Origin of the sequence: Rhizobium sp. NLR16a, from assembly GCF_017948245.1 — a bacterium.
Classification (GTDB): domain Bacteria; phylum Pseudomonadota; class Alphaproteobacteria; order Rhizobiales; family Rhizobiaceae; genus Rhizobium.
In genome coordinates, this window is the sequence record NZ_CP072865.1 from 1,806,673 (window position 1) to 1,830,249 (window position 23,577).

Annotated in this window: 24 protein-coding genes; 3 read left to right on the top strand and 21 right to left on the bottom strand. The window is 61.7% G+C overall.

The window, feature by feature from the left end; genetic code table 11:
- Positions 1-40 precede the first annotated feature (40 nt).
- The 13 genes from glmS to pcsA form a co-directional block, all read right to left on the bottom strand.
- Positions 41-1,867 carry a glutamine--fructose-6-phosphate transaminase (isomerizing) gene (gene glmS / locus J7U39_RS08725; protein ID WP_210631384.1) on the bottom strand — a complete coding sequence of 609 codons (1,827 nt, stop codon included), beginning with the start codon at positions 1,865-1,867 and terminating at the stop codon, positions 41-43.
- Positions 1,868-1,975: 108 nt separating this feature from the next.
- Positions 1,976-3,337, bottom strand: a complete 1,362-nt coding sequence (gene glmU, locus J7U39_RS08730) for a bifunctional UDP-N-acetylglucosamine diphosphorylase/glucosamine-1-phosphate N-acetyltransferase GlmU (RefSeq protein WP_210631385.1) — start codon at positions 3,335-3,337, stop codon at positions 1,976-1,978.
- A gap of 83 nt (positions 3,338-3,420) precedes the next feature.
- A complete protein-coding gene (locus J7U39_RS08735) occupies positions 3,421-4,197 on the bottom strand; it encodes a FadR/GntR family transcriptional regulator (protein WP_184456708.1) in 777 nt (258 codons plus the stop codon).
- A gap of 14 nt (positions 4,198-4,211) precedes the next feature.
- A complete protein-coding gene (yjfF, locus tag J7U39_RS08740; RefSeq protein ID WP_011425356.1) occupies positions 4,212-5,180 on the bottom strand; it encodes a galactofuranose ABC transporter, permease protein YjfF in 969 nt (322 codons plus the stop codon).
- A gap of 5 nt (positions 5,181-5,185) precedes the next feature.
- A complete protein-coding gene (locus tag J7U39_RS08745; protein ID WP_210631386.1) occupies positions 5,186-6,190 on the bottom strand; it encodes an ABC transporter permease in 1,005 nt (334 codons plus the stop codon).
- Positions 6,187-7,710, bottom strand: coding sequence for a galactofuranose ABC transporter, ATP-binding protein YtfR (gene ytfR / locus J7U39_RS08750; protein ID WP_210631387.1), 1,524 nt, complete (start codon positions 7,708-7,710; stop codon positions 6,187-6,189). Before ytfR ends, J7U39_RS08745 begins: the two co-directional genes overlap by 4 nt.
- 120 nt (positions 7,711-7,830) lie before the next feature.
- The gene (gene ytfQ / locus J7U39_RS08755) at positions 7,831-8,793 is read right to left on the bottom strand and encodes a galactofuranose ABC transporter, galactofuranose-binding protein YtfQ (protein ID WP_168296910.1); all 963 of its coding nucleotides are present in this window, start codon (positions 8,791-8,793) and stop codon (positions 7,831-7,833) included.
- A 144-nt stretch (positions 8,794-8,937) separates the two neighbouring features.
- The gene (locus tag J7U39_RS08760; protein ID WP_210631388.1) at positions 8,938-10,014 is read right to left on the bottom strand and encodes a BMP family ABC transporter substrate-binding protein; all 1,077 of its coding nucleotides are present in this window, start codon (positions 10,012-10,014) and stop codon (positions 8,938-8,940) included.
- Positions 10,015-10,069: 55 nt separating this feature from the next.
- Positions 10,070-10,990: an ABC transporter permease gene (locus tag J7U39_RS08765; RefSeq protein WP_210631389.1), complete on the bottom strand. Its 921-nt coding sequence runs from the start codon at positions 10,988-10,990 to the stop codon at positions 10,070-10,072.
- Complete coding sequence (locus J7U39_RS08770) at positions 10,987-12,072, bottom strand: ABC transporter permease (RefSeq protein WP_210631390.1); 1,086 nt, start codon at positions 12,070-12,072, stop codon at positions 10,987-10,989. The genes J7U39_RS08765 and J7U39_RS08770 overlap by 4 nt, the downstream gene beginning before the upstream one ends.
- Complete coding sequence (locus J7U39_RS08775; protein ID WP_210631391.1) at positions 12,062-13,630, bottom strand: ABC transporter ATP-binding protein; 1,569 nt, start codon at positions 13,628-13,630, stop codon at positions 12,062-12,064. The genes J7U39_RS08770 and J7U39_RS08775 overlap by 11 nt, the downstream gene beginning before the upstream one ends.
- A gap of 39 nt (positions 13,631-13,669) precedes the next feature.
- Positions 13,670-14,650: a quinone oxidoreductase gene (locus J7U39_RS08780; RefSeq protein ID WP_210631392.1), complete on the bottom strand. Its 981-nt coding sequence runs from the start codon at positions 14,648-14,650 to the stop codon at positions 13,670-13,672.
- 10 nt (positions 14,651-14,660) lie between these two features.
- Positions 14,661-15,389 (bottom strand): phosphatidylcholine synthase, encoded by a 729-nt coding sequence (pcsA, locus tag J7U39_RS08785; RefSeq protein ID WP_210631631.1) that lies wholly within the window; start codon positions 15,387-15,389, stop codon positions 14,661-14,663.
- 352 nt (positions 15,390-15,741) lie between these two features.
- Here pcsA and J7U39_RS08790 point away from each other — a divergent pair, with 352 nt between their 5' ends.
- Positions 15,742-16,554, top strand: a complete 813-nt coding sequence (locus J7U39_RS08790; protein WP_064806129.1) for a ferredoxin--NADP reductase — start codon at positions 15,742-15,744, stop codon at positions 16,552-16,554.
- 48 nt (positions 16,555-16,602) lie between these two features.
- Here J7U39_RS08790 and J7U39_RS08795 read toward each other — a convergent pair whose 3' ends face one another.
- The 7 genes from J7U39_RS08795 to J7U39_RS08825 form a co-directional block, all read right to left on the bottom strand.
- Complete coding sequence (locus J7U39_RS08795) at positions 16,603-17,217, bottom strand: GntR family transcriptional regulator (protein ID WP_210631393.1); 615 nt, start codon at positions 17,215-17,217, stop codon at positions 16,603-16,605.
- Between the two features lie 133 nt (positions 17,218-17,350).
- Complete coding sequence (locus tag J7U39_RS08800) at positions 17,351-18,553, bottom strand: ABC transporter permease (RefSeq protein WP_210631394.1); 1,203 nt, start codon at positions 18,551-18,553, stop codon at positions 17,351-17,353.
- A complete protein-coding gene (locus tag J7U39_RS08805; RefSeq protein ID WP_210631395.1) occupies positions 18,543-19,259 on the bottom strand; it encodes an ABC transporter ATP-binding protein in 717 nt (238 codons plus the stop codon). The genes J7U39_RS08800 and J7U39_RS08805 overlap by 11 nt, the downstream gene beginning before the upstream one ends.
- Positions 19,260-19,271: 12 nt before the next feature.
- Positions 19,272-20,564, bottom strand: a complete 1,293-nt coding sequence (locus J7U39_RS08810) for an efflux RND transporter periplasmic adaptor subunit (RefSeq protein ID WP_210631396.1) — start codon at positions 20,562-20,564, stop codon at positions 19,272-19,274.
- 11 nt (positions 20,565-20,575) lie between these two features.
- On the bottom strand, positions 20,576-20,788 hold the full coding sequence (locus tag J7U39_RS08815) for a hypothetical protein (protein ID WP_210631397.1): 213 nt from the start codon (positions 20,786-20,788) through the stop codon (positions 20,576-20,578).
- Complete coding sequence (locus J7U39_RS08820; RefSeq protein ID WP_210631398.1) at positions 20,778-21,152, bottom strand: GFA family protein; 375 nt, start codon at positions 21,150-21,152, stop codon at positions 20,778-20,780. The genes J7U39_RS08815 and J7U39_RS08820 overlap by 11 nt, the downstream gene beginning before the upstream one ends.
- A 9-nt stretch (positions 21,153-21,161) precedes the next feature.
- Positions 21,162-21,371: a hypothetical protein gene (locus J7U39_RS08825; protein WP_064708964.1), complete on the bottom strand. Its 210-nt coding sequence runs from the start codon at positions 21,369-21,371 to the stop codon at positions 21,162-21,164.
- 376 nt (positions 21,372-21,747) lie between these two features.
- Here J7U39_RS08825 and J7U39_RS32255 point away from each other — a divergent pair, with 376 nt between their 5' ends.
- A complete protein-coding gene (locus J7U39_RS32255; protein ID WP_311043518.1) occupies positions 21,748-21,930 on the top strand; it encodes a hypothetical protein in 183 nt (60 codons plus the stop codon).
- Positions 21,931-22,049: 119 nt separating this feature from the next.
- Positions 22,050-22,460: a hypothetical protein gene (locus J7U39_RS08835; protein ID WP_210631400.1), complete on the top strand. Its 411-nt coding sequence runs from the start codon at positions 22,050-22,052 to the stop codon at positions 22,458-22,460.
- Between the two features lie 33 nt (positions 22,461-22,493).
- Here J7U39_RS08835 and ugpC read toward each other — a convergent pair whose 3' ends face one another.
- On the bottom strand, positions 22,494-23,573 hold the full coding sequence (gene ugpC / locus J7U39_RS08840; protein ID WP_210631401.1) for a sn-glycerol-3-phosphate ABC transporter ATP-binding protein UgpC: 1,080 nt from the start codon (positions 23,571-23,573) through the stop codon (positions 22,494-22,496).
- Positions 23,574-23,577: the final 4 nt, after the last annotated feature.

The window sequence follows — 23,577 nt, forward strand, 5'->3', positions numbered from 1 at the left end:
CGCACAATATGTTTCGGCGCCAAGATCCGACCTTGCCGGCTTATTCCACAGTCACGGATTTTGCCAGATTGCGGGGCTGATCGACGTCGGTGCCCATGAACACGGCGGTGTGATAGGCGAGCAGCTGGATCGGCAGCGAGAAGATCATCGGCGCGATGATTTCGTCGACGACAGGCAGGGTGATCGTCGCCATGGTCGGCAGTTTTGAGGCCGCCGCACCCGCCTCGTCGGTGATAAAGATGATGCGGCCGCCGCGGGCTGCGACCTCCTGCATGTTCGAGACCGTCTTTTCGAAGAAGCGGTCGTAGGGGGCGATGACGATGACAGGCATGTTCTCATCGATCAGCGCGATCGGCCCGTGCTTCAGTTCGCCGGCAGCATAGCCTTCGGCGTGGATATAGGAAATTTCCTTGAGCTTCAGCGCGCCCTCCATGGCGAGCGGGAAGCTGGTGCCGCGGCCGAGATAGAGCACATCCCTGCATTTCGACAGTTCGCGCGACAGGCTTTCCATCTGCGGCTGGATCAGGTTCAGCACCCGGCTCATGATGCGCGGCATCTCGGCGAGATGGCGCACCAGCGCCCTCTCCTCCTCGGCGCTCACCGTGCCGCGCGCCTTACCGGCGCCGATCGCCAGCGACGCCAGCACGGCAAGCTGGCAGGTGAAGGCCTTGGTCGAGGCGACGCCGATCTCGGGCCCGGCCATGATCGGGAAGACGGCGTCAGATTCGCGGGCGATCGTCGATTCGCGGACATTGACGACGGCGCCGATCTTCAACCCGTTGTCGCGGCAATAACGCAGCGATGCCAGCGTATCGGCGGTTTCGCCGGATTGGGAGATGAAGAGTGCGGCCTGCGATGGCGAGAGCGGCATTTCGCGGTAGCGGAATTCGGAGGCGACGTCGATCTCAACGGGCAGTCGGGCATAACGCTCGAACCAGTATTTGCCGACAAGGCCGGCGAGATAGGCGGTGCCGCAGGCCGAGATCGCCAAGCCGCTCGCCGCCTTGAAATCGATTACGGCGGCATTGGCGCCGATCGTGTTCTCGGCAAAATCCACGTAATGGCTGAGCGCGTGTGAGATCACCTCCGGCTGCTCGTAGATTTCCTTTTCCATGAAATGGCGGTGATTGCCCTTGTCGACGACATAGGCGGTCGCCTGCGAGATCTGGCGGGCGCGTTTGACCGGCTTTCCGGCAAAATCGAGCACGGCGACGCCTTCCCGCGTGATAACGGCGCAATCGCCATCGGCCAGATAGGTGATCTCGTTGGTGAAGGGCGAAAGCGCGATCGCGTCCGAGCCGAGGAACATCTCGCCGCGGCCATAGCCGACGGCAAGCGGCGGGCCGGAACGGGCGGCCATGATCGTGCCGGGATCGGCTTTGAGCATCACGGCCAGCGCATAGGCACCGGTTACCCGGTTCAGCATCTTCAGCATGGCAGCGCGCGGCTCCAGGCCTTCGCGCAGATATTTCGCCATCAGTTGCGCGACGACCTCGGTATCGGTCTGGGTTACAAAGACCGCGCCCGCTTCGCTCAATTCGTCGCGAAGCTCGGAGAAATTCTCGATGATGCCGTTATGAACGACGGCGACGCCTTCGACGAAATGCGGATGGGCATTTGTCTCGTTCGGCACGCCGTGGGTTGCCCAGCGCGTATGGGCAATACCGACCGTGCCGGGCAGCGGTTCGACGTCGAGGCGCTTTTCCAGGTTGAAGAGCTTGCCCTCGGCGCGGCGGCGATCCATCACCCCCTCGTGGATGGTGGCGACACCGGCAGAATCATAACCGCGATATTCCAAACGCTTCAGCGCATCGACCAGGCGCCCGGCAACAGGCTGAGTTCCGACGATCCCCACAATACCGCACATGCAATATCCCCATAAGCCTCTGATAATGAGGCCACTCCTAACGGTTTCCGCTTATTTCTCAATGGCCTCGACGGTCACTTTCAATTTCCGCCGGTTACGCAAAGCTGCTCAAGCCTTCGCCTTCTTGGCCGCCTTGATGGCGAGCGCGCGCTCGCGCAACAGCGTCGCGCGGCCGGGCTTGATTTCCTGACGAGCGCGTCCGAGCGCCAGCGCATCGGCTGGGACGTTGACGGTGATGACGCTACCGGAGGCGATATAGGCGCCGTCGCCGATCGTCACCGGCGCGACCAGCGAGGAATTGGAGCCGATGAAGGCGTTTTCGCCGATCACCGTCTCGCTCTTGTTGACCCCGTCATAATTGCAGGTGATCGTACCGGCGCCGATGTTGCTGCCGGCGCCGACAACCGCATCGCCGATATAAGTGAGATGGTTGACCTTGGCGCCCTCGCCGATCCGGCCGTTCTTGACCTCGCAGAAATTGCCGACCTTCGATCCCATGGCGAGATCGGCACCCGGCCGCAGCCGCGCAAAGGGGCCGACGGTCGCGCCTTCACTGACATGCGCGCCTTCGATATGCGAGAAGGCATGAATGATGGCGCCGCTGTTGATCACCGCGCCGGGGCCGAAGACGACGTTCGGCTCGATCAGCGCATCCTGGCCGATGACGGTGTCGTAGGAGAGGAACACCGTTTCCGGCGCAATCATCGTAACGCCTGACAGCATCATTTCGCGCCGGCGACGTTCCTGCCAGAAGCGTTCGATGACGGCGAGTTCGGCACGGTTGTTGCAGCCGGTCATCTCGATTTCAGGCGCGTCGACGGCGGTGACGCGGCCGCCGAGCGAACGGGCGATCTCGACGAGATCGGTCAGATAGAATTCGCCCTTGGCATTGGCATTGCCGATGCGCGAGAGCAGGTCGAGCGCCTTGCGGCCGTTGATCGCCATCAGTCCGCTGTTGCACCATGTCACAGTGCGTTCGGCGTCGGTGGCGTCCTTCTCCTCCCGGATGGCGATGAGTTCGCCCTCCTTGACGAGCAGGCGGCCATAGCCGGCCGGTCTGTCGGTATGGAAACCGATGACGACCACGTCGCTGCCTTCCGCGAGTCCCTGACGGGCGGCCTTGAGCGGCCCCTCGGTCTGCAGCGGCACGTCACCATAGGTAACGAGGATATCGTCATAGCCCTTGGCGATGGCCTCGCGCGCTGCCAGCACCGCATGGCCGGTGCCGAGGCGCTGCTGCTGCAGATAGGCTTCGATCCCGACGCCGTCGATGCTTGCGGCCTTTGCCACCTCCTCGGCGTTGCGGCCGACGACGAGGGCGACGGAGGAGATGCCGGCGGAGGAGACCGCCTCGACGACATGGGCGATCATCGGACGGCCGGCGACCGGATGCAGCACTTTCGATTTTGAGGATTTCATCCGCGTGCTGTCACCGGCGGCAAGGATGACGGCAAGACAAGTACGTTCCATGATCTGCTCCGCGAATCCGCGCGATGAGGCGGCTTTTCTGCCTCATACTGCATAATTCCTGAAATCGGAAATCGATTTCAGGACTAGATTGCGGGCGAAATCGGTCCCAGGACGACAGGAGAGCCGTGGGCCGCGAAAGCTTCGTGCACGTGATCACGGCCGTCGACGATGACGACTTCCATCGCACGCCGCGCCGCGGCGCTGTCGCCGGAAACGATGGCATCGACGATGCGCATATGGGTATCGGCGATATTGGCGAACCCGTTTTCGGAGGGCGGCGTGCTGATGCGGAACATGCCGACCAGAGCCGCTTCGATGAGGCTGCCGAGGGTGCGCATGAAGGGATTGTGCGAGGCTTCGGCGATCGCCAGGTGAAAGCGCAGGTCGGCGAGCGCCAGGCTGTCGGCCGTATGCCCGCTCGCCGCCATTTCCTGCGCCAGTTCGCGAAGCGTCTCGATCTCTTCGGCGCTGGCGCGCTCGGCGACCAGACCGGCGGCGAAGGGTTCGACGGCAAGGCGGATATCGTAAAGCTGCAGCAGGAATTCTTCCGTCACACCATTGTCGAAGTGCCAGGCGATGATTTCGCTGTCGAACATGTTCCAGAGGTTCTTCTCGGTCACCCGCGTGCCGACCCGCGCCTTGGCGACGACCATGCCCTTGGCGGCGAGCGTCTTCATCGTTTCACGCAAGACTGTGCGCGATACCTTGAAGCGCTGCGCCAGTTCCGTATCGCCCGGCAGGATCGAACCGACCGGATAGGTGCCGGCGACGATCGCCTTGCCGAGCTCGTCGACCACCTGTGCATGGCTCGTCCGGGTTCGGCGCCCCGTCTTGCGTGTCTCGATGAATTTGTTGCGCAAGCGAGCCGCCCCCCTCAGGCATACCTCTTGTTCAGGCTGGAAAGGAACAGGATCGCCTTCTGCATCAGAATGAATGCAAACAGCAGCAGGCCGATCAGAATCTTCGTCCACCAGCTCGACAGCGTGCCGTCGAAGGTGATGTAGGTCTGAATGAGCCCCTGGATCAGAATCCCGATCAAGGTTCCCGCCACGAAGCCCGCTCCTCCGGTCAGCAGCGTCCCCCCAATGACCACTGCAGCGATGGCGTCAAGTTCGACGCCGACTGCAGCAAGAGAATATCCGGCAGATGTGTACAGCGAAAAAACGATTCCGGATAGACCGGCGAGAAAACCCGACAGCGCATAGATCTGGATCGTGGTGCGGCCGACCGGCACGCCCATCAGACGCGCCGTCTGCGGCCCGCCGCCGAGCGCGTAGACGTTGGTGCCGAAGCGGGTACGGTGGGCGATGAAGATGCCGGCGGCAAAGACCAGAAGCATGACGGCGCCGATCAGCGTCAGCCGTCCGCCTCCGGGCAGCCGCCAATAGAGGCTCGTCAGCGTCGAATAATAGTCGTGGTTGATCGGAATGCTGTCGATCGACAGCACGAAGGCGATACCGCGCGCCAGGAACATGCCGGCGAGCGTGACGATGAAAGCCGGCATTTCGAGGTAATGGATGATCGCGCCCATGATGGCGCCGAAGGCGGTGGTGATGACAAGCACCAGCGCGAAGGCAAGCAGCGGATGGATCGAGGTGTTCTGCAGGATCACCGCGAGGAAGACGCCGGTGAAGGCGATGATCGAACCGATCGACAGATCGATGCCACCGGAGATGATGACGAAGGTCATGCCAACGGCGGCAATGCCGAGAAAGGCATTATCCGTCAGAAGATTGCCGATGACGCGCGTCGACAGCATGTTCGGATATTGCAGCGTGCAGCCGGCATAGGCGAGCACGAAGATGACGATGGTCGCGAGCAGCGGCAGATATTTGGAGTTCATTTCGGCTACTCCCTTCCGCCCTGCCGGCGGCTGGCGAAGATGGCGAACGATTGCACCGCCGGCGACTGAATGACGAGGATCACGATGATGATGACCGCCTTGATGATCAGGTTGAACTCGGGCGGGAATCCGGAAGACAGGATGCCGGTATTCACAGCCTGGATGATCATCGCGCCGATCAGCGACCCGACAATACTGAATCTACCGCCGAGCAGCGAATTGCCGCCAACGACGACGGCGAGGATAGCATCAAGCTCCAGCCAGAGACCGGCGTTGTTGGCATCGGCGCCCTTGATGTCGGCCGCGACGATAATGCCCGCGATCGAGGCGCAGAGCCCGCTCAGCATATAGACCGCCATCAGCAGCACCGGCGTTTGAATGCCGGAGAGCGTGCTGGCGCGGCGGTTGATGCCGACGGCCTCGAGCAGCATGCCGAGCGCGGTGCGGCGAACGAGCAGGATGACGAGCAGGCCGACGAGCAGCCAGATGACAACCGGCATCGGCAGGAGCGCCATCGAGCCGCTGCCGAAGAAGATCAGGCCGTCATCGTTGAAGGTCAGGATCGCGCCTTCGGTGATGAGCTGGGCGATGCCGCGGCCGGCGACCATCAGCACCAGTGTGGCGATGATCGGCTGGATGTTGAGGATCGCCACCAGGAAACCATTCCAGACGCCGCAGGCAAGCCCGATCGTCAGTGTCAGGAGAATTGTGTAAGCGACTGAATTTCCTGACACGATCGACGATGCAGCGACGGCGCCGCAAATGGCGATGACCGCGCCGACGGAAAGGTCGATGCCCTTGGTGGCAATCACCAGTGTCATGCCGATCGCCAACAAAGCCACCGGCGCGCCGCGATTGAGCACATCGATCAGGCTGCCATACAGGCGACCGTTTTGAACAACGACATTAAAAAACTGCGGCGACGTTATGAAATTCAACAGAAGAATGACAACGAGCGCGATCAGTTGCGGCGCCAGGCGATAGGCCAGCGCATTGCGAGAGGACTTCATGCATCCTCCTTCTTGTGCTCGGCGGCGGCGATGGCATCGACAATGCCGGCTGCGGTGATGCGCTCGCCCGTCAATTCGGCGATATGCTGCCTGTCGCGAAGCACGATGACACGTGAACTATAGGCGACAAGCTCTTCAAGTTCCGAGGAAATTACGATCAATGACATGCCTTCGGCGCAGAGCTGTTCGATGAGCCGGATGATCTCGGCATGGGCGCCGACATCGATGCCGCGGGTCGGCTCGTCGAGGATGAGAAATTTGGGATTGGTCGCCAGCCAGCGGGCAAGGATCGCCTTCTGCTGATTGCCGCCGGAAAGCAGACGGATCGGCTTTTCGCGGTCGGTGGTGCGGATGTCGAGCGCCTTGATGTAGCGGTCGGCGAGCGCATTCTGCTCGGCGCGCGACAGAGGCCGGGTCCAGCCGCGGCGGGCCTGCAGCGCCAGCGCGATATTTTCCCGGATCGACAGGTCGCCGACGACGCCATCGGTCTTGCGATCCTCGGGGCAGAAGCCGAAACCCTTCTCGATTGCAGCGCGCGGGCTGGAAAGGGTGACGGGCTGGCCGTCGATCGTCGCGCTGCCGCTGTCGGCATGTTCGACGCCGAACAACAATTCGGCGGTTTCGGTGCGCCCGGAGCCGAGCAGCCCGGCTACGCCGACCACCTCGCCGGCGCGGACATCGAGATCAAAGGGCTTGACCTTGCCACGTTTGCCGTACCCGGAAAAGCGATACCGGACCTCGCCGGCTGCAATGCTGCGCTCCCCGACCGCCTCTTCAGCCTGGGCGAGTTCGCGGCCGAGCATCATGGCGATTAGGCCCTGGCGCGGCAGTTCGGCGGCGTCGCGGGTGCCGACGAGCTTGCCGTTGCGCAGCACGGTGATGCGATCGCTGATCGCATAGACCTGCTCGAGGAAATGGGTGATGAAGACGATGCCGAGCCCGCGTTTCTTCAGATCCCCGATGATGCGGAAGAGCAGCGCCACTTCCTGGTTGTCGAGGCTCGCCGTCGGCTCGTCCAATATCAGCACCTTGCCGGAGAGATCGACGGCGCGGGCGATGGCGACGACCTGCTGGACGGCGACGGAGAAACGTCCGAGTTCGGCGGTGACGTCAATATCGATGCCGTAGCCGGCAAGCAGTTCGCGCGCCATGCGGTTCATCGCGCGCACGTCGATCATGCCGAAACGCCTCGGCTGGCGTCCGAGAAAGAGGTTTTCGGCGACACTCAGATTGGCGAGGAGGTTGACCTCCTGATAGACGGTGCCGATACCCAGCTTCTGGGCGGCGAGCGTATTGGCCGGATTGATTTCCTCGCCATCGAGCATCAGGCTGCCGCCATCGCGATGATAGGCGCCCGTGATGCACTTGATCAGCGTCGATTTGCCGGCGCCGTTTTCGCCGAGAAGCGCATGGACCTCACCGCGGCGTAGCGTGAAATCAACCTTGTCCAAGGCGACAGCGCCGGGAAAAAACTTGGATATGGCCGAGGCTGCGAGAATATTCTCGTTATTGTGAACCATGAGGGCTGCTGTGTCCTGATATTTGCGCCGTGCGCCCGCACCAAGACCGGGCTGACGCCCGATCCGGCACCGGCAGTTCCGCACCGGCCCATTATGAGCCAGTGCGGTTCCAGGTTCAAATCAGTAGCCCTGGCCCTTCTTCTCTTCGTAGACCTTCATCGGCTCGTCGGCAGGCGTGTAGAGCTTGGACTCGGTCTGGATCCACTTCGGCGGGGCCTTCTTGTCCTTCAGATAGGCTTCGAGGGCATCGAAGGCGGGGCCGGCCATGTTCGGCGTCAGCTCGACGGTGGCATTGGACTCGCCTTCGGACATCGCCTTGAAGATATCCGGAACGGCGTCGATGGAGACGACGAGGATATCCTTGCCGGGCTTCAGGCCGGCTTCCTTGATCGCCTGGATGGCGCCGACAGCCATGTCGTCGTTATGAGCATAGAGAGCGCAGATATCCTTGCCGCCATTCTCGGCCTTCAGGAAGCTTTCCATGACTTCCTTGCCCTTGGTGCGAGTGAAGTCACCGGTCTGGCTGCGAACGATCTTGAGGTTGTCATGGCCGGCGAGAGCCTCTTCGAAGCCCTTCTTGCGGGCGATCGCCGGCGACGAACCGGTTGTGCCCTGCAGTTCGACGACGTTGCACTTCTTGTCGCCGACGGTCTTCACCAGGAAGTCGCCTGCGACCTTGCCTTCGTGAACGAGATCCGACGTAACGGCCGTCAGGTACAGATCGTCCGGAGCCTTGATGGTGCGGTCGAGAAGGATGACCGGGATCTTGGCTTCCTTGGCTTCCTTCAGAACGTCGTCCCAGCCGGTTTCAACAACCGGAGCGATCAGAATGGCATCAACGCCCTGAGCAATGAAGGAGCGCAAAGCCTTGATCTGATTTTCCTGCTTCTGCTGCGCATCGGCAAACTTCAGATCGATGCCGCGCTTCTTGGCCTGTTCCTTGGTGACGGTGGTTTCAGCCGCACGCCAGCCCGATTCCGAGCCGATCTGCGAGAAGCCAACGGTCAAGCCGCCGGCCGAAGCCGAACCGAACATGCAGGCAGCCAAAATCGTGGCACTCAAAAGTGCAGTCTTCAATTTCATGATATCCTCCCAATGCCGCTCCTTCGCGGCGCAGGGTCAAAAAATCATATAGTATTACTTTTGTAAATCGCTTTTTTTAACGTTACAGAAGAAAAAAAGGGCGCCCGCCAGGACGCCCTTGAAAGTTGCAGAAAGCCTGCGGAATTATTGCGCCGGCAGCTTGTCGTCGACGCCTTCGACATAGAAGTTCATGCCGAGCAGCGTGGCGTCATCTGCCTTGTCGCCGGCCTTCAGCCAGGGCGTGCCGTCCTGCTTGTTGATCGGGCCGGTGAAGGGATGCAGCTCGCCCGACTTGATCTTGGCTTCGGTTTCCTCGGCCATCTTCTTCACGTCGTCAGGCATGTTGGTGTAGGGCGCCATCTTCAGGATGCCGTCTTTCAGGCCGTCCCAGCTCTGTTCGGACTTCCAGGTGCCGTCCAGGAGCGCGTGAACACGTTTGGAGTAGTAGGCGCCCCAGGTGTCGACGATCGCCGTCAGCTGCGCCTTCGGGCCGGCTGCGATCATGTCGGACGCCTGACCGAAGGCATGGATGCCGCGTTCTTCGGCAACCTGCATCGGCGCTGTCGTATCGGTGTGCTGCGTCAAGACGTCGACCCCCTGGTCGACCATCGCCTTGGCCGCATCGGCTTCCTTGCCGGGGTCGAACCAGGTATTGACCCAGATGACCTTCAGCTTGAAGCTGGGGTCGACCGACTTGGCGCCCTGCTCGAAGGAGTTGATGCCCATGACCACTTCGGGGATCGGGAAGGAGGCGATGTAGGCGGCGCCGTGATTCTTCGAGGTCTTGGCGGCGATCTGGCCGAGGATATAGCGGCCTTCATAGAATCGCGAGTTGTAAGTCGCGAGATTCGGGCCGGTCTTGTAGCCGGTGCCATGCTCGAACTTGACCTTCGGGAACTTGGCGGCGACCTTCACCGTCGCATCCATGAAGCCGAAGGACGTCGTGAAGATCAGCTTGCAGCCGGACCGGGCCAGACGCTCGATGGCGCGCTCGGCGTCCGGGCCTTCCGGCACGTTCTCGAGATAAGGCGTTTCGATCTTGTCGCCGAATTCGGCCTGGACCTGCTGGCGGCCGAGATCGTGGGCCTGCGAATAGCCGCCATCGGTGTGCGAACCGACATAGACGAAGCAGACCTTCGTCTTGTCCGCGGCCTGAGCGGCGGAGGAAATGCCGATCACGGCAGCAGCCGAGGCGGCGAGTGCGAATGCGAACTTCTTCATGGTTACCCCTGTTGGTTTGAAGTTATTCCGGAAACCCGTCTTTGATCTTGTTGCTTTATCGCTCCGGCACGAAGGCTTTTCCGAGCGACGCGGGCGTGTTGATCAACGTCGTGCGCCGATTATGGGAAATGATGATGAGAACCACAATAGTCGCGGCATAGGGCAGCATCGAAAGGAACTGCGCGGGTATCCCGAGACCGAAGGCCTGTGCGTGCAGCTGCAATATGGTCACCGCGCCGAAGAGATAACCGCCGGCAAAAACCCGCCATGGACGCCAGGAGGCGAAAACGACAAGCGCCAGGGTGATCCAGCCGCGGCCGGCCGACATGTTCTCCGCCCATTGCGGCGTGTAGACGAGCGAGAGCTGCGCGCCGGCAAGACCGGCGCAGGCGCCACCGAACATCACCGCAAAATAGCGCGTGCGGATGACACCGATGCCGAGCGCATGGGCCGACATATGACTGTCGCCGATCGCTCTCAGTTTCAGCCCGGCCCGGCTGCGGAACAGGAACCAGCTGACGCCGATCACAAGCGCAATCGACAGGTAGAAGATCAGATCCTGCCTGAACAGAACATGGCCGATAACAGGAATATCGGACAGGACGGGAATGACGATCTCTTCGAGGCGAATGCCGGGAACGCTGACATAGGGCTCACCGAGCATGCCGGATGCGCCGAGGCCGAGAAGGGTAAGCGCCAGTCCCGTCGCCACCTGGTTGGCCACCAGCGTCAGCGTCAGGAAGGCGAACAGCAGCGAGAACAGCGCACCCGCCACTATGCCGCAGATGATCCCGACATAGGGCGAGCCCGACGTTTGCGCGCCGGCAAAAGCGGCGACCGCGGCCATGATCATCATGCCTTCAACGCCGAGATTGAGAACGCCGGAGCGTTCCGCTACCAGTTCGCCGAGCGCGGCGATGACGAGCGGCGTCGAGGCAGTGATGACGGTCAGCAGAATGGCTTCAAAAATGCTCATGCCGCACCGCTCCTCAGCCGCGACCAGACGATACGGACTTTGTAGTAGATCAGTGTATCGCAGGAGAGCACGAAAAAGAGCAGCAGCCCCTGGAAGACGCGGGTGACCTTGTCGGAGACGCCGAGCGACAGCTGCGCCGCCTCGCCGCCGAGATAGGTCAGCGCCAGCACCAGGCCGGACGCGATGATGCCGAGCGGATTGAGCCGGCCGAGGAAGGCGACAATGATGGCGGTGAAGCCGTAGCCCGGAGAGATCGCCGGCTGCAGATGGCCGATTGAGCCGGAGACCTCTGATATCCCGGCAAGGCCGGCAAGCGCGCCCGAGAACAGAAAGCTGAACCAGATCATCTTCTTCGATGAGAAGCCGGCAAAGCGCCCTGCCCGCTCCGACTGGCCGAGCACCACGATCTCGAAACCTTTCAGCGTATAACGCAGCATGAACCAGACGCCGATCGCCGCGATGATGGCGAAGATGAAGGCCCAATGGGCCCGGCCCGATTCCTCCCAGATCGCCGGCAGCACCGCTTCCGGCGCGAAATCCCGCGACACCGGGAAGTTGAAGCCCTGCGGATCGCGCCAGGCGCCGCGCACCAGCCAATCGAGGAAGAGCTGGGCGATATAGACCAGCATCAGCGATGTCAGGATCTCATTGGTGTTGAAATGGGCCTTCAACAGCGCCGGAATGGCGGCAAAAAGCGCGCCACCAAGCGCTCCGAGCAGCAGCATCAGCGGCAGGACGAGCGGCGAATGCCAGTCGTAAAAGACAATCGGCAGGTAGGAGCCGGTGATGGCGCCAATGGTGAACTGCCCCTCGGCGCCGATATTCCAGTTGTTCGAGCGGTAGCTGACGGCAAGGCCAACGGCGATCAGGATCAGCGGTGCTGCCTTGATCGCCAGCTCGTGCAGCGACCAGACCTCGAGTAGCGGCTCGACGAAGAATGCATCGAGCGCCTCGACGGGGTTTTTGCCGAGCATAGCGAACATGACGGCGCCGAGGGCGAGCGTCAGGGCAAGGGCCAGGAGCGGCGAGACGAAGGCGAAGAGCTTCGAGACGTCGGGACGTTTTTCCAGTTCAATGCGCATGGGCAGTCTCCGCGGCCGAGCTGCCTTCATGCAGGCCGCCCATCAGCAGGCCGATCTTTTCGCGGGTGAGTTCGCCGGCCGGATAGGGCCGGGAAAGGCGCCCCTCGGAGATGACAGCGATATCGGTTGCCACTTCGAAGATTTCGTCGAGGTCCTGGCTGATGACGACGACGGCGGAGCCGGCCTTTGCAAGATCGACCAGCGCTTGGCGAATGCGGCTTGCGGCCCCCGCATCGACGCCCCAGGTCGGCTGGTTGACGACGAGGACGGCCGGCTGGCGGTCGAGCTCGCGGCCGACGATGAATTTCTGCAGATTGCCGCCGGAGAGCGAACCGGCGGCGGGATCGTCACCGCTCTTGCGGACATCCATTGCTTCGGAAATGCGCCGCGCCGCAGATTTTACCGCGCCCTGCCTGATGATGCCGAGCACGCCCAGAAAGGCCTTGCGATCCGACTGGCTGCGGGCCAGCACCAGATTGTCGGACAGCTTCATGGCGGAAACGGCGGCGTGCCCGTGCCGCTCCTCCGGCACGAAACCGGCGCCGAGCAGGCGACGGGCGGTAATGCCCTGAGTGCCCACCGGCTTCTTGCGGATGATGATCGCTTCGGCTGAGGCAACCGGATATTCACCGGACAGCGCGTCGAACAGCTCGCTCTGGCCGTTGCCAGCGACGCCGGCAATCGCGAGGATTTCGCCCGATCGCACCGTCATGGAGACATCGCGCAGCGGCATGGCAAAAGGCGTGCGCGCGGAAACCGACAGGTTGGTAACGGCAAGCTGCACCTCGCCCCTGTCGCTGCGCTCGGGATGGGTGACGGTCGCCACCTCGCTGCCGACCATCATGCGGGCGAGCGAGGCCGGCGTTTCCTGCCTGGGATCACAGGCGCCGGTCACCCGGCCATGGCGCAGCACGGTGGCGCGATCGCAGATGCGCTGCACCTCCTCCAGACGATGGCTGATATAAAGAACCGAACGGCCCTCGGCGCGCAACTTGAACAGCGTCTCGAACAGCCTGTCGGCCTCTTGCGGCGTCAGCACCGAGGTCGGCTCGTCGAGAATGATGAGCTTCGGGTTCTGCAGTAGCGCGCGGACGATCTCGATGCGCTGGCGCTCGCCGACGGAGAGATCGGCGACATGGGCATGCGGATCGAGCGGCAGGCCGTAGGCGATCGACAGCGCCCTCGCCTCCTCGGCGATCCGATCGATCGGAATGGCGTCATCGAGCGACAGCGCGATGTTTTCGGCCACTGTCAGGGCCTCGAACAGCGAGAAATGCTGAAAAACCATGCCGATGCCCTGCTTGCGGGCTTCGCCCGGAGAGGCGATGACGACAGGGCTTCCTTCCCACAGGATCTGCCCGTGCGTCGGCTCCAGCACGCCGAACAGCATCTTGACCAATGTGGATTTGCCTGCGCCATTTTCGCCGAGAAGCGCATGAATCTCGCCCGGCGCAATGTCGAGATCGATGTCATTGCAGGCGGCAAAGCCACCGAAAAACTTCGTCAGCTTCTGGACGGACAACAACGCACCGGGATCCGGCACATTCAATGCAGACACGTTCCCCTCATTTCTTCTGCCGACCGGTCCGTTCGGATCTCATGGAATCAGCAGCGTCGTTCCTGTTGTTTTTCTTGCTTCCAGATCCGCGTGAGCTCGCCCAACCTCACGCAGCGGATAGGTTTGGTTGACATTGATACGCACTTTGTTGCTTTGCACAACATCAAATAGCGCCTTTGCACTGTCGTCCAATTCCCCCCGCGTGGCGATATAGGTGAAGAGCGTCGGGCGAGTCGCAAAGAGCGATCCCCTCTGAGCCAGCATGGCGAGGGTGAAATTCTCGATCGGCCCGGAAGACTGTCCGAAGGAGGTAAAAAGGCCGCGCGGCTTCAGGCAATCGAGCGACTGTGGAAAAGTATCGCGGCCGATCGAATCATAGACGACATCGACGCCCTTGCCGCCCGTTATATCGCGGACGCGCCCGACGAAATCCTCGCTCTTGTAGTTGATCACATGGTCGTAGCCGTGGGCCAGCGCCAGCTTGATCTTGTCCTCCGAGCCCGCCGTGCCGATAACCGTGGCACCGAGCGCCTTCGCCCACTGGCCGGCGATCAGGCCGACGCCGCCGGCGGCGGCATGGAACAGCAGAACCGTCTGATGGCCCACCTTGAACGTGCGGTTCAGGAGATATTCGGCGGTCATGCCCTTCAGCATCATCGCCGCCGCCATTTCCAGCTCGATGCCGTCCGGCACATGCACCAGATGGCGCGCCTCGATATTGCGCTCGACGCTATAGGCGCCGTCAGCGCTGGCATAGGCGACACGATCGCCAAGCTTGAAATCGGCAACATCAGGTCCGACCGCCGTCACGATTCCGGCGCCCTCCTTGCCGGTGACAAATGGAAGGTGCGGCACCTTATAGGAACCGTTGCGAAAGTAGACATCGATGAAGTTGAGGCCGATCGCCGCCTGCCGGATCTGCACCTCGCCTGTCACGGGTGGCGGAAGATCGATTTCGACGTAGTCGAAAACATCAGGTCCGCCCGTCTGCGAGAATGAAATCGCATGCGTCTTCGTCATATTGCCTGTCCTAAGCTTCGCGTCCAAGGGAGGGGAAGAATTGCAGCACCGCGCCGATGACGTAAAGATAGAGCCCGGTCACGATAAAGAGAATGAGCGCCCATTCCGGCATCTCGAAATGCATCAGCAGCGAATAGACGCCGAGCGCCGACCACAGGAAAAAGACGCCGAGATTGAGCGGGCGCAACCTTTTGACGCGGACGGGATGGAGGAAATTGATCGGCAGGAAGGTCAGCACCACCGAAATCGTCACGACGACTAGCGCCGTCGTGGCGCTCGCATCGATGACGAACAGCGTGAAGACGATCATGTTCCAGACGACGGGAAAGCCGGAGAAGAAATACTCCTCGGTCTTCATGCCCATATCGGCATAATAGATGGCGCTAGAGACGACGATCATGCCGGCTGCGACGAAGGACCAGGGCTCGCCGATCATGCCGCTCTGATAGAGGGCGAAGGCCGGCAGCAGCACATAGGTGACGTAATCGATGATATTGTCGAGCGTATCGCCGGACCAGTTCGGCAGCACTTCTTTGACCCGCACCTTGCGGGCAATCGGCCCGTCAATGCCGTCGACCAGAAGCGCCAGACCCAGCCACCAGAACATGTCGATGAAGCGATGCTCGGCCGCGGCGACGACGCCGAGAAAGGCAAGGAACGAGCCGGACGCCGTCAGGATATGGACGGAAAAGGCGCGCATTTCGGCGTAAGGAACACGCTTGTAGTTGAAAATCTTCATAGTCCCCCGACCGCTTGTCGCGCTCGCCCCGGCAAGCGTGTATTTTTTCGCCATCATCACCGGACCTGCTCCTGAATCGGGCTGGGTTCGACGCCGTAGGTCTTTGTTGTCGCACCGCTTTTGCCGAAAATCAGCATTCGGCTGCGGTCCGCCGCTCTAATATGCATCCTTTGCCCGGCTTCGCCAGCGGGAAATATGACATTCCCCGCTCGCCATTGAATCCTGACCATGACATGCATATTTCCCTTCTGAAGCGTCGCGTGGAATGGAATGCCTTTAATTCCGGCCGGATTTGTAATATCTCGCTCCCAATCCGACAGTTCATCCGACGAATACGGGATCCGCTACCGAAATGAACGCGCCTGCAAAGACCGAAGACTTCGCCTCGTCCATCCCCGCCGGCGTCTATGCCGAGACGGTGCTGAGCGTGACGCATTACACCGACCGGCTCTTCCGCTTCACGATGACCCGGCCGCAGGGCTTCCGTTTCCGTTCCGGCGAATTCGCGATGATCGGGCTGATGGTCGAGGGCAAGCCGGTCTTCCGTGCCTATTCGATCGCCAGCCCAGCATGGGCCGAGGAGCTTGAATTCTTCTCGATCAAGGTGCCGGACGGTCCCCTCACCTCTCATCTGCAGGCGATCAAGCCCGGCGATCAGGTGCTGATGCGCAAGAAGCCGACGGGCACGCTGGTGCTCGACGCGCTGACCCCTGGCCGCCGTCTCTACATGTTCTCGACCGGAACCGGTGTTGCGCCGTTCGCCAGCCTGATCCGCGACCCCGAGACCTATGAAAAGTTCGAGGAAGTCATCCTCACTCACACGACGCGCGACGTCGCCGAGCTGAAATATGGCTTCGATCTCGTGCACGAGATCCAGAATGACGAACTGCTGAAGGAAGTGGTCGGCGACAAGCTGCGCCATTACGCGACCGTCACGCGCGAGGATTTCGAATATCGTGGCCGCATCACCGACCTGATCTCGTCGGGCAAGCTGTTTACCGATCTCGGCGTTCCGCCGCTCGATCCGGCAATCGACCGCGGCATGATCTGCGGCTCCTCGGCCATGCTGAAGGATACCAAGGAACTGCTCGAAAAGGCTGGCCTCAATGAAGGCGCCAACAGCAAGCCCGCCGAATTCGTCATCGAACGCGCTTTCGTCGGCTGACACTCTTTCAACGATCAAATGCAAGCGGCTCCGGAAACGGGGCCGTTTTTATTTGCGGGCGAGATAGTCGATCAGCACCGCCATCGCCCCACGCGCCTCATCCGGCCTGCCCTGCCGAATGGCGCGGATGACGGCGACATGCAGCGCGATGGCGCGGTCCATGCGCTCGGGGCTTGCTGTGGAATACCAGAGGCGGCGCGCATGCGCCTGCACCGGACCGAGTGCGGCCATGATGAAGCCGTTCGGGCACGCGTTCTCGAGAATTTCGTCAAAGGCCTTGTCGGCGGCGAAGAAGCCGGTGAGATCGCCGGTCACGACGCATTTCTCCATCGCGTCGGCGCAATCGCTGAGGCGCTCACGATGTTCGTCCGTGGCATGCTCGGCAACCAGGCTTGCCGCAATCGGCTCCAGCTCGCGGCGGACCTGCATGACATTGCCATGATCCTCCGGTGTGATCTCGGCAACCTGCAGCCCAACCCGCGGCTTCACCAGGATCAGCCCCTGCCAGGCGAGCTTCTGAATCGCCTCGCGCACCGGCGTGCGCCCGCGGCCCGCCATATCGATCAGCTGCTTTTCGGTGACAAGTGCGCCAGGCTTCAGCGCCAGCGTAACGATCAGGTGCTCGAGTGCTAGATAGGCAAGGTGGCTTTGTGACGTCTGCACTGCCGATAATCCCGTAGCCGGCCTGATATATCACATTCTGCCACGGTAAAAAGTCGAAGACAAGGCGACGCAGACATCCAAGGAGTGAAACCCAAATTCGCAGGTCCGCACGACCGAACCGCGCGTCCGCCCTTCACTCGTGTCGCAACGCCTCGATCGGATTGAGCTGCGCTGCCCGTCTCGCCGGAAAATAGCCGAAGATCATACCGATTGCCGCGGAGAAGAGGAAGGCGACGGCGACCATCATCGGACTGAAGACGAAGGGGACTTTCAGGAGGGTGACCGCCACCAGGCCGAGGCTCAGGCCGAGCACGATGCCGGTGATGCCGCCGAAGAGCGACAGCGCCACCGCCTCGACCAGGAACTGGGTGAGCACCTGGTTTTCGAGCGCGCCGATCGCCAGGCGGATACCGATTTCGCGGGTTCGCTCGGTGACGGAGACGAGCATGATGTTCATGATGCCGATGCCACCGACGAGCAGGCTGATCGCGGCGACGGCGCCGAGCAGGCCGGTCAAGAGTGTCGTCGTGCCGGTCATCGCCTCGGCGATCTGCGTCATGTCGTTGACGTTGAAATCGTCCTGGCGGCCGGGAATGATCTTGCGGCGCTCACGCAGCAGATTTTCGACATCGGCCTGCACCTTGGCTGTCGAGACACCATCGCGCGCCGAAATGATGATCTGCGGCACGTTGCTGTTGCCGCTGATGCGCCGCTGGAACACCTTGACCGGCATGATGACCACGTCGTCCTGGTCGGTGCCCATGCCGGACTGGCCGCGCCTGGCCAGCACCCCGATGACCGGGCAGGAAACCTTGCCGACGCGGATCTGCTGGCCGAGCGGATCGGCGGCTCCGAAGAGTTGCGAGCGCACTGTCTCACCGATGATGCAGCGGGACTGACCGCGCTCCTCGGCGGGGGTGAAATTACGGCCGAGCGCCAGGTTCCAGTCCTGCGCGACGAAATAATCGTTGGTGGTGCCGGAGACGCTGGTCGAATGGTTCTGGCCGCCAAAAATCACCGTTGCCGTTGACTGGTTGAGCGGCGCCACCGCCCTCAAGCCGCCGATCTGGTCGCGGATGGCGGCGACATCCTTGAGGCTGAAGCGTTTGGCTTCGGAACTCACCCGGCCGGGGCCGAACTGCCCGGGACGAACGAACAGCATGTTGGTGCCGAGCCGCGACAGTTCGGTCGAGACCTGCGCGGTCGTACCGTTGCCGATCGTCACCAGCGCGATGACGGCGGCAACGCCGATGACGACGCCGAGCACGGTGAGGAAGGAGCGCAGCATGTTGCGGTTGATGGCACGCAACGCCAGCTTCAACGTCTCAAAGAACATGATCCGTCCTCCTGGCCTGCTCGACCTCGCTCTCCAGCTGGCCGTCGACGAAGCGCAGCAGCCGCCCGGCATAGGCGGCGATATCGGACTCGTGCGTGACCATGACGATGGTGATGCCGTGCTCGCGGTTCAGCCGCGTCATCAGTTCCATGATCTCGAAGCTGGTCTTCGTGTCGAGATTGCCGGTCGGCTCGTCGGCGAGGAGCAGCGCCGGCTCGGTAACGATGGCGCGGGCGATGGCGACGCGCTGCTGTTGACCGCCTGAGAGCTCCTGCGTCTTGTGATGCTCGCGGCCCGACAGGCCGACCAGCGCCAGCGCCTCGCGCGCCTTTTCGCGCCGTTCACGCACTGCCATGCCGCGATAGATCAGCGGCAGCTCAACATTCTCTGCGGCTGAGGTGCGCGACAAGAGGTTGAAGCCCTGGAAAACGAAGCCGAGCATGTGGCGGCGCAATAGCGTCAGCTGGCTGCGGTCGAAGCCGCTGGTCGGGATGCCCTGGAAGATGTAGTCGCCCGATGTCGGCACATCGAGGCAGCCGAGAATGTTCATCGCCGTCGACTTTCCGGAGCCTGACGGCCCCATGATCGCGACGAATTCATGGGCATCGATCGCAAGATCGACATGGTCGAGAGCGCGGATCGCCGCCTCGCCCTCGCCGTAGATCTTCGAGACCTTCCTGAATTCGATGAGCGGCGGGCTTGCCATCCGTCTCTCCGCCTAATTCGTCCGCACCGTGGCGTCAGTCACCAATGCGTCATTTTCCTTGAGTTCGCCGGAGACCACCTGAGTGAACTGGCCGTCGGACGAACCGACCTGGATGACGACGGGCGTGGCGCGGCCGTTGCGCAGCACCCAGACGCGGCGCTGCGCTCCCGTCAGCACCTCACCGGAATTACCGCCGCGCCGGCGTGGCGGCCCGAAGATCCCGAGAATGCCGCGGCCGCGCCGTTCCGCCTGCGGGGGGGCATAACGCAGCGCCGCGTTCGGCGCCATCAGCGTATCCTTGACGGCCTCGACGGTGATATCGGCGGTCGCCGTCATACCGGGGCGCAGCAGCAGGTCGGCGTTGTCGACCGAGAGCACCGCCTTGTAGGTCACCACGTTGTTGACCACTTCGGAGGCGAAGCGGATCTGCTCGATCTCGGCCGGGAAGGACCGGTCGGGATAGGCATCGACGGTAAATATCGCCTTTTGGCCGACGGCGATCTTGCCGACATCGGCCTCGTCGACATCGACCTGCAGCTCCATCTTCTTCAGATCGCCGGCGATGGTGAAGAGAATGGGCGCCGAAAGCGAGGCGGCAACCGTGGCGCCCGGATTGACGGACCGGGTGAGGATGACGCCGTCGATCGGCGAGACGATCTTTGCCTTGGCGAGATTGACCTCGGCAAGCTGCAGGTCGGCCTCCGAGGCCAGCACCTCGGCTTCGTTGATCTGTTTGGCGGCCACGGCGGAATCATATTTGTAAGTGGCATCGTCGAGGCTCTGCTGGGTGGAGACGTTGCTCCTCACCAGGCTCTTCAACCGCTCGAGCGAGGTGCTCGCCGATTCGAGATCGGCATTGGCCTTGGCGACGTTCGCTTTGGCCGAATTGACCTTGGCGCGCGAGCTCTTCACATCCGCCTCGAGCTTGTTGGTGTCGAGCAGCGCCAGCACGTCGCCCGCCTTGATCATGCTGTTATAATCCACGTTGACGTCGCGTACGGTGCCCGAAAGCTCGCTCGATATGTCCACCTGCTCGGTCGGCTGCACCGAACCGGTGGCGGTGACAAGCACCGTCAGGTCGCCGCGTTTTGCCGGCTGCGTGGTGTAGCTCACCTCACTTTGCCCGCGGCCGATGTAGAAGTAAGCGGCCGCCGCGGCGGCAGCGAGGAGGATCAGCACAACGAGCAGGCGGGCGCGCCAGCGGCTCCGCCTGTTCTGCCGTCCCGAAGCGGCAAGCACCGCGGCGAGATCGGGCGTCGCGCCGGCCTTTGCTCCGGTTTCGTCGCCGCTTACGATCTTGTTCATGTCATCCTCGATCAGTCAGTGGCCGCATCGGCCTGCAATGAAATAATCACACCGCAGATGAACCGGGAATTAGCGTTGCCGCCGAACTGGCACGGAATTGCGGACAGGTGAAATGAAATATTGGTAAGAAAACTCAAGTTTCCGCCCAGCGGCGCCTCTCGCGCAAAAATCTGCAGCGCTTTCGCGCTCCCGACAGGCAGCAATTGCCGACCGTCAATCGGCATCCTCGGCATATTGCCCGGCACCCGGCAGCGGATGCAGCCACGCTTCGCGCCGCTTGATCCAGACTTCATGGTCCGGCTCAAGATCCGTCGGCGGGCTATCGAGCGAGCCGAGGCGGATTTCCACCGCCGCCTCCTGAAGGCAGAAAAGCCTGCTGCCGCAGGTGGGACAGAAGCTGCGGCCAGCGAAAGTGGCAATCTCGCCGCTTTGGGAGAAAGCCGAGCGAGACCAGAGCGCGAAGAAGACGAAGGCGGAACCACTCGATTTGCGGCAATCAGCACAGTGGCAGAGGCCGACGCGAAGCGGCTCGCCTTCCACCCGGTAGGCGACCGCTCCGCAAAGGCAGCTTCCCGTCCTGATCCTCATGGACGGCCGTCAGGAGTCGAGCTTGGTGGGGAGCCGCGGCGGACGGCGCTTGGCAGCCATCAACAGGTCGAGCTCGGTGGCGGAGGGGCCAAATTTGTCATAGAGGCGCTTGGCCTCCTTGTCGTCCAACCGGTATTTTCTGGCAAATTCGCTCATGCTGTAGGGGCGGCCACGCAACACTCTTCGCGCCGGGGTCGCCGTTTTCGGTGCGTCGGTCATGGTTTTCTCCTTTCCTCAGCTCCCCTGTAAGTTAGAGCGGACCATCTATTTGAAAAGAGTCGAGCGGCCTCAACAGAGCCGTGAACCGGGACGGATGCGGCTGATTTCCTGGAACCTTTTTGTCGAGGGACGGTTGTCGAAGCGAGGCTGCGGGCCGCGCCAAGCGGACGCGGCGGCGCTGGAGAACACCGGGATTTTTCCGCTTTCTCCCGATGGCCAACGAAATGGCAGGCGAGCTCCCTACCCGCCGGGTCCGCTTCCTCATCCTCATTTTCCGGCGAGATCACGAAATATTAAAATGCGGAACGCATGCGCCGGAGCGAGGTTGTGAACTCGAGGTCGACGTGGCCTCAGTTCAAAACCAAGGAGAAACCAAATGGCAAACCAAGGTGGAACCCATGAACAGCACGTCAAGGCTGGGCAGCAGAGTCACAAGAACGACTCCAATTCCCGCAGCGCCTCTTCAGACGGCCGTGACGCGCAGTCCAGCGGATCCCGCGGCGGCAGCCATGAGCAGCATGTAAAGGCTGGTCACCAAAGCCACAAGAACAGCCACTAAGGCTGTGATGACATGAAATTTGGCCCGCGCCCTCCATTCCGGCGCGGGCTTTTTTATGACCTTGAAGCTGGTCGGCATTTAGATAGCATCATAGACTATAACGCGACTCGAACACGAATATGAAGAAACTCAATCTCGGAATGCCTCAGAGAGGCCTGCTCTTTCAATCGTATTTTGTGGGCATGACTTTGGCCCATGTCCCTATGTTTTTTGGAAACATCGGACTGATAACATTATTTTTAAAATTTGTTTTTTCCATACCAGTCATGGCCGGGATATATTTCTTATATATTTTAAAATATAAGCAAGTACATTCACGTCAATTTTTCTGGTCAGCGCTAACTTTTGTTTTTTCTTTGTGCCTTGCCATGCTGGTTTTATCTTTATTATATTTAGATGGAGGCCAGATTGATCTTCGTCTTTTGTCTGTTTTTTTCATTTTTGCCGTGCCGTCATCGCTAATTGCCTGCGCTTACTTCGCTCTGAGACTTTGGCTCTCTTGCGGACGGCAGAGCGAAGCTGCGATTTGACGAATGGCGCCCTTGTGGACGGACGCTGAAGCATCAAGACAGACGCCGGCCGTCCTCGCCGAAAAGGTGCAGAACCTCGGGGTCGAGATGGAGCGGCAGGCTGTCGCCCGATTTCATCTTCTGCTGGCCGGCAAAGACGGCGATCAGCTTCTTGCCGGCGGCTTCGGTATGGACGACGGTTTCAGAACCCAGCTCCTCGACAAGGGTGATCCGCGAGTCCAGCCTGCCTGCGGCGGCTGCATCCGCAAGTGTGATGTGCTGTGGCCGGATGCCGATGCTGACCCTCTCGCCCGCCGGGCGCGCCTCCCTGGCGACGACGGAAAGGCGATGGCCGCCCACGGTTTCGACTTGCGCGAAACCGCCGTCGTGGCCGACGATCGAGGCTTCCAGAAAATTCATGTGCGGCGCGCCGATGAAGCCGGCGACGAAGCGGTTTGCCGGCTTGTTGTAGAGTTCAAGCGGCGTCCCCACTTGTTCGATCCTGCCGCCTCTCAGCACGACGATCCGGTTTGCGAGCGTCATCGCCTCGACCTGATCATGGGTAACGTAGATCATCGTCGCCTTGAGGCGGGCGTGCAGAGCGGCGAGTTCGGCGCGCATGCTCACCCGAAGTTCGGCATCGAGATTGGAGAGCGGTTCATCGAGCAGGAAGGCATCCGGCCGGCGCACGATGGCGCGGCCGATCGCGACGCGCTGACGCTGGCCGCCGGAGAGCTGGCCGGGGCGGCGCTGCAGAAACGGCTCGATCTCCAGCATGCGCGCGGCGTCAGCGATGCGTGCTTCGATCTCGGCCTTGGCCACCTTGGTGTTCTCCAAGCCGAAGGCAAGGTTTTCCCGCACGCTCATATGCGGATAAAGGGCATAGGACTGGAAGACCATGGCAAGGCCGCGGTCGGCCGCACCGATCGCGGTGACGTCCTTGCCGTCGATGGCGATGCTACCGCCCGTCGGCTTGTCGAGACCGGCGATCAGGCGCAGCAACGTCGATTTTCCACACCCGGACGGGCCGACGAAAGCGACGAACTCGCCGTCGTTGACCTCAAGCGAGACATCGCGGATCACCTCGACGGCGCCGAAATTCTTGACGATGTTCCTGAGCTCGAGTCCGCTCATGCGC